Raw genomic sequence first — 13,007 nt, forward strand, 5'->3', positions numbered from 1 at the left:
TTCCCCCAAGAGCCACAAAGAAGGTAGGACACCGTGAACCCGGTAATCAAAAAATTCCAGTTCGGTCAGTCGACCGTTACCCTCGAGACTGGCCGTATCGCCCGTCAGGCCTCCGGCGCAGTATTGGTCACCGTTGACGACGACGTCAGCGTATTGGTGACCGTGGTTGGCGCCAAGCAAGCCGATCCAGGCAAGGGTTTCTTCCCTCTGTCTGTTCACTACCAGGAAAAGACTTACGCTGCCGGTAAGATCCCTGGCGGTTTCTTCAAGCGTGAAGGCCGTCCTTCCGAGAAAGAAACCCTGACCTCGCGTCTGATCGACCGTCCGATCCGCCCTCTGTTCCCAGAAGGCTTCATGAACGAAGTGCAGGTTGTCTGCACCGTGGTTTCCACCAGCAAGAAGACCGATCCGGACATCGCTGCGATGATCGGTACCTCGGCTGCCCTGGCGATCTCCGGCATTCCTTTCGACGGTCCGATCGGCGCTGCCCGCGTTGCGTTCCACGAAAGCACCGGCTACCTGTTGAACCCGACTTACGAGCAACTGGCTGCTTCGAGCCTGGACATGGTCGTAGCCGGTACCGAAGAAGCGGTACTGATGGTTGAATCGGAAGCCAAAGAGCTGACCGAAGACCAGATGCTGGGCGCCGTACTGTTCGCCCACGACGAATTCCAGGCCGTGATCCAGGCCGTCAAAGAGCTGGCTGCCGAAGCCGCCAAGCCAACCTGGGACTGGGCTCCGGCTCCAGAAGCCACTGACCTGCTGGGCGCTATCCGCTCCGAGTTCGGCGAAGCGATCTCCCAGGCCTACACCATTACCGTCAAGGCCGACCGTTATGCTCGCCTGGGCGAGCTGAAAGACCAGGTCGTCGCCAAGCTGTCCGGCGAAGAAGGCCAGCCTTCCGCTGCCGACGTCAAAGCCGCTTTCGGTGAGATCGAATACCGCACCGTTCGCGAAAACATCGTCAACGGCAAGCCACGTATCGACGGTCGCGACACCCGCACCGTACGTCCGCTGAACATCGAAGTCGGCGTTCTGCCGAAGACCCACGGTTCGGCTCTGTTCACCCGTGGCGAGACTCAAGCCCTGGTAGTCGCGACCCTGGGTACCGCCCGTGACGCACAGCTGCTGGACACCCTGGAAGGCGAGAAAAAAGACCCCTTCATGCTGCACTACAACTTCCCTCCGTTCTCGGTGGGCGAGTGTGGTCGCATGGGCGGCGCTGGTCGTCGTGAAATCGGTCACGGCCGTCTGGCCCGTCGTTCGGTTCAGGCCATGCTGCCAGCCGCCGACGTGTTCCCTTACACCATCCGCGTAGTGTCGGAAATCACCGAGTCCAACGGTTCCAGCTCCATGGCTTCCGTTTGCGGTGCTTCCCTGGCGCTGATGGACGCTGGCGTGCCGATGAAGGCACCGGTTGCCGGTATCGCCATGGGCCTGGTCAAGGAAGGCGAGAAATTCGCCGTTCTGACCGACATCCTGGGTGACGAAGACCACCTGGGCGACATGGACTTCAAGGTAGCCGGTACCGCCAAAGGCGTTACCGCGCTGCAGATGGACATCAAGATCAAAGGCATCACCGAAGAAATCATGGAGATCGCCCTGGGCCAGGCCCTGGAAGCTCGCCTGAACATCCTCGGCCAGATGAACCAGATCATTGGCCAGTCGCGTACCGAACTGTCGGCCAACGCTCCAACCATGATCGCGATGAAGATCGACACCGACAAAATCCGTGATGTCATCGGTAAAGGCGGTGCGACCATCCGTGCGATCTGCGAAGAAACCAAGGCTTCGATCGACATCGAAGACGACGGCTCGATCAAGATCTTCGGCGAAACCAAGGAAGCCGCAGAAGCCGCGCGTCAGCGCGTTCTGGGCATTACCGCGGAAGCCGAGATCGGCAAGATCTACGTCGGCAAGGTTGAGCGCATCGTCGACTTCGGCGCATTCGTCAATATCCTGCCTGGCAAGGACGGTCTGGTTCACATCTCCATGCTGAGCGATGCTCGCGTCGAGAAAGTGACCGACATCCTGAAAGAAGGTCAGGAAGTGGAAGTGTTGGTACTGGACGTGGACAACCGCGGCCGTATCAAACTGTCCATCAAAGACGTGGCAGCAGCCAAGGCTTCGGGCGTTTAAGACTCCCGACGTACCAAGCTGAACAAGCAAACGCCCCGACTGGTTCGGGGCGTTTTGCTATCTGTCGTTTGTACCTCGTTTCCCGCAGGGCAGGCGATATGGCAAAACCCCGGTCCCGGTGCTAGGTTTAGCCCAGCGCCCGTGTAGCTCAGCCGGTAGAGCAGCGCACTCGTAACGCGAAGGTCGCAGGTTCGATTCCTGTCTCGGGCACCAATTGGCCGTTCAAGACGTACAAACAACAAAGCCCGCATCGAGCGGGTTTTGTCGTTTGTACTGGCCTTGAATCACTTCACCTTGCTTCTCAGGTCCTCGAGGCTACGTTTGAGCTGGTCCAGATTCTGGCCCTGATTGCTGACCTCGCTCTTGAGGCTGGACAGCTCGCTGGCGCTCGAACTGGAACTTGAGCTGCTGCCACGCTTGAGTTCCTCGATCTGCCTTTCCAGCTTATCCAGGGTGCTGGCCTGGCTGCTGACCGTGCTCTTGAGGCTGGACAGCTCGCTGGAGTTCGAGCTGGAGCTTGAACTGCTGCCGCGCTTGAGCTCCTCGATCTGTTTGCCGAGCTTGTCCAGTTCGCTGGCCTGGTCGCTGGTAACGCGCTTGAGGTTGTTCACTTCACTGGCGCTCGAACTGGAGCTGGAGCCGCTGTTACGCTTGAACTCTTCAAGCTGGGTTTCCAGTTTTTTCAACTGGCTGGCATGTTCGCCGGTGGTCTTCTTGAGGTTGCTCATCTCACTGGCATTGGAGTTGGAACTGCTGCCGGTGTTGCGTTTGAGTTCTTCGATCAGGCGCGCCTGGCTGTTGACGAGGTTCTTGAGCTTTTCCAGCTCGGCGGTGCTGCTCTTGAGGCCGTTCTGCAGTTTTTGCAGGTCGTCCACGGTGAAGCCGCTGGGGCGGACGGTGAACTTGAGGTCCACTTCCTGGTGCAGGGCCGAGATTCTGTCCGAGTACGAGGCGCTGCTGGAGTTGAATTCGACGGCCTGGGCGGGGAGTGACAGGCTGCTGAGGATCAGGGTAGAGAGACTGGTGGCGAGGAAGGCGGACGAGCGCTGAGTGCGGCTGAACATCACTGGGTTTCCTTGTGAAGTGCCGATATGGCACATCGCTACGACTGCGTTCCTGCCTTCTTGTTCCGAGAGTGAGAAGACGGGGCGAGGAGAGGAATGTAACAACGTATTTTTCATGAAGGTGCCTTGAGCGAACGGACAGGTTTTTTGTCGATGCGCTGTAAGGATTCGTATGCATCCGCAGACAAAGGTCCTATATTCGCAGGCTGTCTGAATGGTTTTCAGATGATCCCGAATGGTTCACGGCCAGATAAATCGGCTTTCACAGCGCTTTTTTGCGGCAAAGAGATCCCAACGATCCAGATCCATCTTCCATTCCCATGATCAGAGAGAACGAGATGATTCCTAAAGAAGCCAGAATTGACGTAGCCCTTGAAAAGTACCTGGCTGCCACGCCTTCCTTGCAGGAAGAAATCAGCGGCCTGAGCCCGCAAGAGCAGAAGCAGCAGGCCCAGTGGGCGTTCGAGGACGAAGCGGAGTCGCGCGGCATCGAGCCGTGGGAGCTTGTGCTGGAGTTGGTGGCCGAGTCGCCCGAGGAACTCAAGGCCATGCGCCTGGAGGTTCATCAGGAAGTGGCCGAGGCCCTGGGCATGGACCTTCAGGACTACCTGGAACTCAACGAAATCAACGACTGATGCAAAAACGCCAGCCTTTCAGGGGCTGGCGTTTTTCTTCGGGGTATCGCGCAAAGAGTCAGAGGCTCAAGCGCATCGACAAATCGACCGCCTTCACATCCTTGGTCATCGCCCCGATCGAAATGTAATCGACGCCGGTCTCGGCGATCGGACGCAAGGTGCTTTCATTGATCCCGCCGCTGGCTTCCAGCTTGGCCTTGCCGGCATTCAGGCGAACCGCCTCGCGCATGTCATCCAGGCTCAACTCGTCGAGCATGATGATGTCCGCGCCCGCCGCCAGCGCTTCCTTGAGTTCTTCCAGGCTTTCCACTTCGACTTCCACCGGCTTGCCCGGGGCGATCTTGTGGGCGGCGCTGATCGCCTGGGCGATGCCGCCGCACGCGGCAATATGGTTTTCCTTGATCAGGAAGGCGTCGTACAGGCCGATGCGGTGGTTGTGGCAGCCACCGCAGGTCACCGCGTACTTCTGCGCCAGGCGCAGGCCCGGCAGGGTCTTGCGGGTATCCAGCAACTTGACCTGGGTATCGGCGACGAAGTCGGCGTAATACTGCGCGCGGGTGGCCACGCCGGACAGCAACTGCAGGAAGTTCAGGGCGCAGCGTTCGCCGCTGAGCAGCGAACGGGCCGGGCCTTCGAGGTGGAACAGGGCCTGGTTGGGGCTGACGCGCTCGCCGTCACGCACCTGCCAATGCACGGCGACCCGCGGGTCGAGCTGGCGGAACACCGCGTCGACCCAGGCCGTGCCACTGATGATCGCCGCTTCGCGGGTGATGATGGTGGCTTTGGCCAGGCGTTCGGCCGGGATCAGTTGCGCGGTGATATCGCCGCTGCCGATGTCTTCCAGCAACGCACGGCGCACGTTGGCTTCGATTTCGGCGGTCAGGTCGGCGAGGCGTAGATTCGGCATAACGGGCTCCACAAACAAAGTGGCCCGATTATAGGGCCATGGCGCAAGCGAACCCAAGGCGAGCGCCTTCCCGTGGCTGCATTTGGTCGCCTGGCATGAGCCGTTTGCCGGAAAGGGCGGTCGCTATATGAACGCTATTTCAAAGCCCGCGCAGAGTCTGCTGGCACAAGAAGGGGCTTTTGCCAGATAATCCGACTTCTAATTGACGCCATAGCTTTGACGTCTGTTTGGCTCCCCACTATTTGAAATGCGGCGGCGCGTATCGATGCCCGCTGGGACTCGGCTGTGAGCGTCGATCGACCTTTCATTGCGCGGCAGAGAAACACCTTTCAGGAGGCTTGGATGCACAACGACGGGAATGTAGTGCCTTTGCACAAGGCCGCTACGGATCAGGCGAACGCTTCGCCGCTCGCCCGCCTGCCTGTGATTCTGCTTCAGGTCCGTGACAAGGCCGCCCAGCAACTGCGCCATGGCTTGCAGGAACTGTTCGATAACGCCGACGACACCTTGTTCGAGATGGCCGACCGGGCCCAGAACAATGTCGATCAGAACACCTTTTTCGAAGCCATGCGCGACCTGCGCCTGAAACGCAAAAGCATTGAGCGCGGCTTCCTGGAAAAACTCTTCGAGGCTTTTGTCGGCCTGGTCCAGTACGACCCCGCGCCAGCGATCGCCCAGGCCGTCGCCTACGTCCCACCTGCTAATACCTGCCGTGACGACCTGGAGCGCACCGTGGCCCTCGAGGCGATGGTCGCCAAGGTGGGCAACCGTGACGGTTTTGCCCTTGGCCAGCTCACCGCGCGCCTGAACGTGCTGCTGGGCAAGCACCTGGACGACCGCAGCAATCCCTTGGGCCCGGCCATGCTTTGCGAGTACTTCTTCGAGTCTGGGCGCAGCCTGGGGGTGGAGATCAAGGTCAAGCTGATCATTCTCAAGCTGTTCGAGCGTTACGTGCTCAGCGAGGCCGACCAGTTGTACGCTGAAGCCAATCAGCTACTGGCCGCCACGGGCGTGCTGCCGGAGCTCAAGCCGGCGCCGGCGCGCCGAGCCATCGACCAGGCGGCCGCGAGTATCCAGGCCACGCCCGAGCCTGGCGTGGCGCAGATGGACGAAAGCGTTCAGGAAGTGTTCGCTGCCTTGCAGGAACTGCTGTTGCATGTCCGCGGCAGCGTGGTGCCGACCCTGGAGGCGAGCGCCGAAACCCAGCCCATTTCCACCCGTGACCTGCTGCGCCTGTTGTCTCATCTGCAGCACTACGTGCCAGCCAGCGCCCAGGGCGATTTCGACCTGCGCAATCAGCTGGAACAGCTGCTGACCCGGGTCAGCGTGAAAAGCGGCAAGTCGCGGGTGGTCGGGGTGGCCGACGAGGATGTGATCAACCTGGTGGCCATGCTCTTCGAGTTCATCCTGGCCGATCGCAACCTGCCGGAATCCTTGAAGACCCTGATCGGCCGTTTGCAGATCCCCATGCTCAAGGTCGCGGTGCTGGACAAGAGTTTCTTCAGTCGCAGCAGCCATCCGGCCCGCCGCCTGCTTAATGAAATCGCCGCGGCGGCCATGGGCTGGGGCAGCTGCGACGATTATCAGCGCGACAGCCTGTACCTGCGCATTGAACAGGTGGTGCAGCGGTTGTTGAGCGATTTTGTCGACGACCCGGCGATCTTTTCCGAGCTGCTCGCCGAGTTTCTCGCCTTCACCAGCGACGAGCGGCGCCGCAGCGAGCTGCTGGAGCAGCGCACCCGTGACGCCGAAGAGGGGCGGGCCAAGGCCGAGCTGGCGCGGCGTCGCGTCGAGCAGGCGTTGAACGAGGGGCTACTGGGCAAGGTCCTGCCCCTGACGGTCGTCGAGTTCGTGCAACAGGCTTGGAGCAAGGTCCTGCTGCTGACCTGTCTCAAGCATGGCGAGCACTCCAGCGAATGGCGCGAGGGTCTGCAGACCATGGAACAACTGATCTGGAGCGTGCAGCGCCACACCGACCCGGATGCCGCCATGCAGCTGCTGGCGCTGGTGCCCGACCTGCTCAAGGCGCTGCGCGACGGCCTGAACGGCGCGGCGTTCGATCCGTTCGCCACCAGCGAGTTCTTCAGCCAGCTGGAAGCCTTGCACCTGCAGGTATTCGAGCGCTTCGGCGAGAACGCCGGGCAGCATCGGCCGGGCGTGGCGGACAAGCAGCCGGCGATGGTCGCGGTCGAGCAGCAAATCATCCTGCCCTGTGCCGAAGAGGGCCCACTGGAGGCCGCGCCCCTGGCGCTGGCGCCCAATGATCCCGGCTTGCTGCGGGTCGAACAACTGCGGCTGGGGGCCTGGGTCGAATTCCTCGAGGACGAGGACAACAGCGTGCGCTGCAAGCTGGCGGCCATCGTGCAACCCGGCGACAAGTACATCTTCGTCAACCGCACCGGCATGAAGGTGCTGGAACGCACCCGGGTCGGCCTGGCCCTGGAGTTTCAGCGCGGGGCCGTGTGTCAGTTGGACGACACCTTGCTGTTCGACCGGGCGCTGGAGTCGGTGATCGGCAGTTTGCAGCGACTCAATCGCGGCAAGTGATCGCAACCTGGGCGTGGAACGCGGCATACTGAGCCGTCACAGGCTTCGTTGAAGGAATCGGTATGCAGTTGGACCCCGCAAGCGGCTGGTGTCACGGCGTTCGCCATTGCCCGTCACCCAATTTCAACGCACGCCCCGCGGATGAAATCTCCCTGCTGGTGATCCACAACATCAGCCTGCCGCCGGCCCAGTTCGCGACGGGCAAGGTGCAGGCATTCTTCCAGAACCGTCTTGATGTCACAGAGCATCCTTATTTTGCCGGGATCGCCGACCTGCGCGTGTCCGCGCATTTCCTGATCGAACGTGACGGAACCGTCACTCAGTTTGTCTCCTGTCTGGACCGTGCCTGGCACGCCGGCGTGTCGTGGTTCGACGGGCGCGAAAGCTGCAATGATTTCTCCCTGGGGATCGAACTGGAAGGTACCGACGAGTTGCCGTTCACCGATGCCCAGTACGACGCGCTGATTGCCTTGACCCGGCAGTTGCAGCAGGCCTTCAAGGCCATCACCCCACAGCGGATTTGTGGGCACAGCGATATCGCTCCGGGGCGCAAGACCGATCCGGGGCCCGGATTCGACTGGGTACGCTATCGTGCGGCCCTGAACGAAGGGGAAGGACAATGAGTTTTCTGGTGTTGTTGCTGGCGGTCTGGATCGAGAAATTCTCGGCCTTGCGCCAGCGCGTTCAGCATGACGAGCCGTGGTTGCGCCAACTGTTCCGGCAGGAATCCAGCCCGCGTCTGGCCAAGCGTCCCTGGTGGGTGCTGGCCTTGCTGGTGCTGCTGCCGGCAGTGGTGCTGGGGTTGCTGTTGCTGGTCCTGGAGCCGCTGGCCTACGGCCTGCTGGCGTTGCCGGTGCATCTGTTGGTGGTGATCTACAGCCTGGGGCGGGGCGACCTGCTGGGCGAACTCGGGCCGTTTCGCGATGCCTGGCGCCGCGAGGACCTGCAAGCCGCGGCGCATGTCGCCAAGCGCGACCTGGATATCTGCGCCGACAGTGGCGAGCAGTTGCTCGATCGGGTTCAGGGGCATCTGCTGTGGCAGGCCTACCAGAGCTTTTTCGCGGTGATCTTCTGGTACTTCCTGCTGGGCCCGGTGGCCGCATTGAGTTATCGCCTGCTGGCGCTGGCCGCCGAGCACAGCAAGAACCCGGCGGTCGCCGAGCGCGCCGGGCAGCTGCGGCATGCCTTCGACTGGTTGCCGGTACGCCTGCTGGCGGCCAGCTTCGCCCTGGTGGGCAACTTCGTCGCGGTCAGCCGCGTGATGCTCCACGAACTGCTGAACTGGAACATCAGCGCCGCGCAGCTGGTGGAAAAGGTCGGCCTGGTCGCCGCGGAAATCCCCGCACCGATCACCGGGCCGGACGGCATTGTCAGCCTGGACCGGATATGGGAGCTGTTGCTGCGGGCCGCGGTGCTCTGGTATGCCGCTTTCGCCCTGTGGACCGTGTTGCCCTGACGGCGAGCCGCGAGTGAGCGCTGGCGAGCCTCCCCGGTCTTGCCAGCGCAGATAAAGCCTTCCTTCTGTCCGCCGTCCCCGCGGTTAACCTTAAGTTACAAACCCTTTTGCCGATTTGAGCTATACAGAAGCAGCGCCAAATAGTGGCTATCTGCCGTCTTCGCGTACCTGCCAATAAAAATAAAAGCAAAAAGGGAGACTTCTTGTGAAGAGCTTGCTCTATCCCGCCATTGCCCTGATGAACCGCCTGAGCTTCGGCATGAAGTTCAGCCTGATCAGCGTGCTGTTTTTTCTGCCGATGCTGGTCACCAACTTCTATCTGGTGCGCGATTCCTACCGTGAATTCCAGGGCACCCAGGTCGAGCTGCAAAGCCTGGACCTGCTGGGCAGCAGCCTGACCCTGCGCCGCGACCTGGAAACCCTGAACAACATGGTGCAGATCAACGCGACCCTGGGGCAGTCCGGCAAGGCCGGGGATATCGAGAGCAAGATCGTTGCCTTGGAAAAGTCTGTGCTCGAACGCTTGCAGGGCCTGGCCGCCGTCACCGTGGACCCCGAGCAGGTTGGGGTTTTCGATGGCAAGCGCGATGAAATGATCGCCGCCTTCAAGGCGCAGCAGGCGGAAAGCTCGCTGCAAAGCAAAAGCGCGCTGATCGGCAAGCTCTTGGGCAGCGCACAGATTTTCAGCCAGATCATCGCCAGCCAGTCCGGCCTGAGCCGCGATACCCAGAGCGATGTGCGGCAATTGAGTGAACTGGTGACCAGCGTCACGCCGCAGGTCACGCAGACTCTCGGCGAAGGCCGGGCGATGGGCGCCTATTCCCTGGGCCAGGGTTTTCTCAACTCGTCCGCCAGCACCCGCTTTGACGAATTGCTGGTGCAGATCGAGAAACTCCAGGCCGAATACGGCCTGAAACTGCAGGATGCGCTGGGCTCGAGCAAGGCCGCCCAGGGCGCGCTGGATAGCCTGGCCAGCGCCAGCAAAGGCAGCCTCAAGCAAGCCAGCGAGCTGTTCGAAGAGCAGGTGGTGATGGCCGATACCCTGGACGCGCCCTGGCAGGGCTTTTATGACCAGGTCAGCGGGCTGATGGCGCAGACCTACCAGCTCAACGAGGCGACCCTGAAGTTTCTCGGCGAGGAGCTGCAACAGCGGCTGGGGCAGAACCGTACGCAGATGATGCTGCTGGTGGTGGCGCTGGCGGCGGTGTTCCTGCTGATCTTCTATCTCTACGGTGCGTTCTACGTCTCGACCCGCACCACCCTCAAGCGCCTGGGCGCGATGATGGACAAGGTGGCGGCCGGTGACATGACTGTCACCTTCAACGCCCAGAGCCGCGACGAACTGGGAGAGTTGGGCATTGTATTCAACGGCACCGTGGCGAAGATCCACGACCTGATTGAGCTGGTGGGCAAGACCGTCGGCGAGGTCGAGCGCCAGGCCGGGCAGGTGGAAGCTGTGTCGGCCCAGAGCAACCAGGCGGTGGCCGGGCAGCGCAGCCAGATCGAGCAGGTGGCGACGGCGATGAACCAGATGTCCGCCACGTCCCAGGAAGTCGCGCGTAGCGCGGCGGCCGCGGTCAGCAGTGCCCACAGCGTCAACGACGAGACCATCAGCGGGCGCGGGCTGGTGGAATCCCAGCAAGGCAGCATTGCCCAGCTGGCCAACGAGATCGACCAGTCGGTGCTGGTGATCAATCAGCTGGCCAGCGACAGCCAGGCCATCAGCCGGGTGCTGGAGGTGATCAAGAGCATCGCCGAACAGACCAACCTGCTGGCCCTCAACGCCGCCATCGAAGCGGCCCGCGCTGGCGAGCAGGGGCGGGGTTTCGCGGTGGTGGCCGACGAAGTGCGGACTCTGGCCAAGCGCACCCAGCAATCGACCGAGGAAATCGAGCAGATGATCGTCAAGCTCCACGGCGGCGTGGGGGCGGCGGTCAAGGCCATGGGCATCAGCCATGAGATGGCCAATGGCACGGTCGGGCAGTCGGAAAAGGTCCAGCAGGCGCTGGAGAATATCCTCGGCGCGGTGGGCATGATCGTCGACCAGAACCAGCAGATCGCCGCGGCGGTGGAGCAGCAGACCGCGGTGGCCCACGACATCGATCAGAACATCGTCGAGATCAACCGCGCTGGCGAGCGCACCGCCGAAGGCGCCTACCAGACCGAAAACGCCAGCCGCCAGCTGTCCGCGCAGGTGGTGCAGTTGAAGCAACTGATCAGCGCGTTCCGGGTCTGATTCAGGCGCTGTGGGGCCAGCCGAACAGCGCGCAGGCGTTGGCGGTACTGGCCGCCGCCAGCTGTTCGGGGCTGATGGCCATGATCTCGGCCAGGGCTGTGCAGATCTCCGGCAGGTGTTGCGGGCTGTTGCGCTGGCCCGGGTACATGGCGGGCGCCATGTCCGGCGAATCGGTTTCCAGCACCACCGCGTCCAGTGGCAAGTCGGCGATGACCTTGCGCAGGCGCAGCGCCTGCGGCCAGGTCGCGGCGCCACCCAAGCCCAGTTTGAACCCCAGCTTGATGTATTCGCGGGCTTCTTCGCGGCTGCCGGCGAAGGCGTGGATGATACCGGCGCGCTTGAGCTTGAAGCGCTTGAGGGTGGCAATTACCGCGGCATGGCTGCGCCGTACGTGGAGCAGGGCCGGCAGTTGGAAGTCCGCGGCCAGTTGCAGTTGCGCTTCGAACAGTTGCTGCTGGCGCTGGCGATCCAGCTGTTCGAGAAAATAATCCAGGCCGATCTCACCCACCGCGCACAACTGCGGATGGCCCGCCAGGCGGGTCAGCCAGTCGCCCAGCTCAATCAGGTCGGCCGGGCTGTGCTCGTCGAGATAGACCGGGTGCAGGCCGAAGGCGGCATGCAGGTCGGCATCGCTCTGCACCAGCTCCCAGAGTCGCTGCCAATTGCGCTGATAAACCCCCAGCACCACCATCCGCCGCACGCCGAGGGCGCGGCTGGCAGCCAGCAGCGCCTGACGATCCGCGTCGAAATCCGGAAAATCCAGATGGGTGTGGCTGTCGATCAGCTCCACGGTCAAGCCTCGTGAATGCGCTGCTTGAAGGTTCGGGCGATGGCGTTCACGCCGGGTTGGTAATGGGCTTCTTCGATGGCGGCCAGGGCCAGTTGCAGGGCCTTGTCGGCAATCAGCTGGTGCTGCTGGGCCATGGCATTCACCGGCAGCGGCAGGAAGTCCAGCAACTGGGTATCACCGAAGGTGCCCAGGCGCAGCGGCCGCGACTTGAGCGGGAAGTCGTGCAGCGCGTCGAACACCCCTTGCAGCAACACATAGGAGGTGGTTACCAGGGCATCCGGCAGGTGGCCCAGACGCTCCAGCAACGCTTCCATCAGTTGGCGACCGCAGTCGCGGCTGAAGGCTTCGCCCTGTTCGATCAGCACCTGGCCGTCGAAACCTTCCAGCGCCTGCTTGAAGCCGGCGGCGCGTTCGCGGCTGATGCCCAGCTCCGGACGGGCGCCGATCAGAGCGATCTGCCGCGGCTGGGGCTGCAACAGGCTGCGGGTCAGGTGCAGGCTGGCTTGTTGATCGTCGCTGATCACCGAGCAGAAAAACTCCGGCTCCATCACCCGGTCGATGGCGATGATCGGCAGGCCCTGGGCCTGCAACAGGCGATAGGTGTCATCCTCGGGCGGCAGGCAGCTGGCGACGAACAGCGCGTCGCAGCGGCGCGCGCGGAACAGTTGCAGCAGCTGCCGCTCGCTGTCCGGGGCATCGTCGGAGCTGGCGATCAGCAGTTGGTAACCACGGGCGCGGGCGCCTTGCTCGAGCAGCTTGGCGATGCGCGCGTAACTGGGGTTTTCCAGGTCCGGCAGGATGAAGCCCAGGGTCCGGGTCCGCCGGCTGCGCAGCCCGGCGGCCTGAGGGTTGGGCGTGAAGCCATGTTCCTCGACCACCGCCCGGACCCGTTCGACGGTCGCGTTGCTGATACGTTGCTGTTCGGCCTTGCCGTTGATGACGTAGCTGGCGGTGGTGACGGACACACCGGCCAGTCTGGCGATATCACTGAGTTTCAACCCGGGTTTTCCTTGTTTTCTGGAGCTTGCCCCGACATTTTCACCAATCCTAACCGATATAGGCAGGCGACCAATGTCGGAACGTGCAGCCGACAGGTAGGGCTTCAAGGATGGAAGATTATCGAGTAACGTGCCCAATATTCTAGATTAAACGTTTCAGCACGCGTATTTTCTAGGGGATATGGGCAGACGGGAACAGGGCCTTGCCAAGCCGGCGGTCCCGTTTGTGGCATTA

At 62.2% G+C, this 13,007-nt stretch carries 10 protein-coding genes and 1 tRNA gene; 7 read left to right on the forward strand and 4 right to left on the reverse strand.

Annotated features, from left to right (window positions below; translation table 11 throughout):
* Positions 1 to 33 precede the first annotated feature (33 nt).
* Together pnp and H0I86_RS04200 are read left to right on the forward strand one after the other, a co-directional pair.
* Positions 34 to 2,139: a polyribonucleotide nucleotidyltransferase gene (pnp, locus tag H0I86_RS04195; protein WP_009042129.1), complete on the forward strand. Its 2,106-nt coding sequence runs from the start codon at positions 34 to 36 to the stop codon at positions 2,137 to 2,139.
* Positions 2,140 to 2,276: 137 nt separating this feature from the next.
* Positions 2,277 to 2,352, forward strand: a tRNA-Thr gene (locus tag H0I86_RS04200).
* 71 nt (positions 2,353 to 2,423) lie between these two features.
* Here the strand turns inward: H0I86_RS04200 and H0I86_RS04205 are convergent.
* Complete coding sequence (locus tag H0I86_RS04205) at positions 2,424 to 3,203, reverse strand: hypothetical protein (RefSeq protein WP_180924145.1); 780 nt, start codon at positions 3,201 to 3,203, stop codon at positions 2,424 to 2,426.
* Between the two features lie 338 nt (positions 3,204 to 3,541).
* Between H0I86_RS04205 and H0I86_RS04210 the strand changes: the two genes are divergently transcribed.
* On the forward strand, positions 3,542 to 3,838 hold the full coding sequence (locus H0I86_RS04210) for a DUF6388 family protein (RefSeq protein ID WP_180924146.1): 297 nt from the start codon (positions 3,542 to 3,544) through the stop codon (positions 3,836 to 3,838).
* A gap of 58 nt (positions 3,839 to 3,896) precedes the next feature.
* Here H0I86_RS04210 and nadC read toward each other — a convergent pair whose 3' ends face one another.
* Positions 3,897 to 4,745, reverse strand: a complete 849-nt coding sequence (gene nadC / locus H0I86_RS04215) for a carboxylating nicotinate-nucleotide diphosphorylase (protein WP_009046940.1) — start codon at positions 4,743 to 4,745, stop codon at positions 3,897 to 3,899.
* Between the two features lie 342 nt (positions 4,746 to 5,087).
* Here nadC and H0I86_RS04220 point away from each other — a divergent pair, with 342 nt between their 5' ends.
* The 4 genes from H0I86_RS04220 (at position 5,088) to H0I86_RS32435 (ending at position 10,984) form a co-directional block, all read left to right on the forward strand.
* Complete coding sequence (locus H0I86_RS04220) at positions 5,088 to 7,292, forward strand: DUF1631 domain-containing protein (protein WP_180924147.1); 2,205 nt, start codon at positions 5,088 to 5,090, stop codon at positions 7,290 to 7,292.
* 62 nt (positions 7,293 to 7,354) lie between these two features.
* Positions 7,355 to 7,915 carry a 1,6-anhydro-N-acetylmuramyl-L-alanine amidase AmpD gene (ampD, locus tag H0I86_RS04225; protein ID WP_180924148.1) on the forward strand — a complete coding sequence of 187 codons (561 nt, stop codon included), beginning with the start codon at positions 7,355 to 7,357 and terminating at the stop codon, positions 7,913 to 7,915.
* On the forward strand, positions 7,912 to 8,748 hold the full coding sequence (gene ampE, locus H0I86_RS04230) for a regulatory signaling modulator protein AmpE (protein ID WP_180924149.1): 837 nt from the start codon (positions 7,912 to 7,914) through the stop codon (positions 8,746 to 8,748). Before ampD ends, ampE begins: the two co-directional genes overlap by 4 nt.
* 1,531 nt (positions 8,749 to 10,279) lie before the next feature.
* The gene (locus H0I86_RS32435; RefSeq protein ID WP_373369421.1) at positions 10,280 to 10,984 is read left to right on the forward strand and encodes a methyl-accepting chemotaxis protein; all 705 of its coding nucleotides are present in this window, start codon (positions 10,280 to 10,282) and stop codon (positions 10,982 to 10,984) included.
* A 1-nt stretch (position 10,985) separates the two neighbouring features.
* Here H0I86_RS32435 and H0I86_RS04240 read toward each other — a convergent pair whose 3' ends face one another.
* Positions 10,986 to 11,774, reverse strand: coding sequence for a TatD family hydrolase (locus H0I86_RS04240; protein WP_180924151.1), 789 nt, complete (start codon positions 11,772 to 11,774; stop codon positions 10,986 to 10,988).
* Positions 11,775 to 11,776: 2 nt separating this feature from the next.
* Positions 11,777 to 12,772, reverse strand: coding sequence for a catabolite repressor/activator (gene cra, locus H0I86_RS04245; RefSeq protein ID WP_180924152.1), 996 nt, complete (start codon positions 12,770 to 12,772; stop codon positions 11,777 to 11,779).
* Positions 12,773 to 13,007 lie beyond the last annotated feature (235 nt).

Source organism: Pseudomonas chlororaphis subsp. aurantiaca, from assembly GCF_013466605.1.
Taxonomy (GTDB): Bacteria; Pseudomonadota; Gammaproteobacteria; order Pseudomonadales; family Pseudomonadaceae; genus Aquipseudomonas; species Aquipseudomonas chlororaphis_I.

Excerpts from the sequence above, each read along its gene's own strand:
- H0I86_RS04205 (WP_180924145.1), bottom strand. The coding sequence starts at position 3,203 with ATGTTCAGCCGCACTCAGCGCTCGTCCGCCTTCCTCGCCACCAGTCTC.
- H0I86_RS04210 (WP_180924146.1), top strand. The coding sequence starts at position 3,542 with ATGATTCCTAAAGAAGCCAGAATTGACGTAGCCCTTGAAAAGTACCTG.
- nadC (WP_009046940.1), bottom strand. The coding sequence starts at position 4,745 with ATGCCGAATCTACGCCTCGCCGACCTGACCGCCGAAATCGAAGCCAAC.
- H0I86_RS04220 (WP_180924147.1), top strand. The coding sequence starts at position 5,088 with ATGCACAACGACGGGAATGTAGTGCCTTTGCACAAGGCCGCTACGGAT.
- ampD (WP_180924148.1), top strand. The coding sequence starts at position 7,355 with ATGCAGTTGGACCCCGCAAGCGGCTGGTGTCACGGCGTTCGCCATTGC.
- ampE (WP_180924149.1), top strand. The coding sequence starts at position 7,912 with ATGAGTTTTCTGGTGTTGTTGCTGGCGGTCTGGATCGAGAAATTCTCG.
- H0I86_RS32435 (WP_373369421.1), top strand. The coding sequence starts at position 10,280 with ATGTCCGCCACGTCCCAGGAAGTCGCGCGTAGCGCGGCGGCCGCGGTC.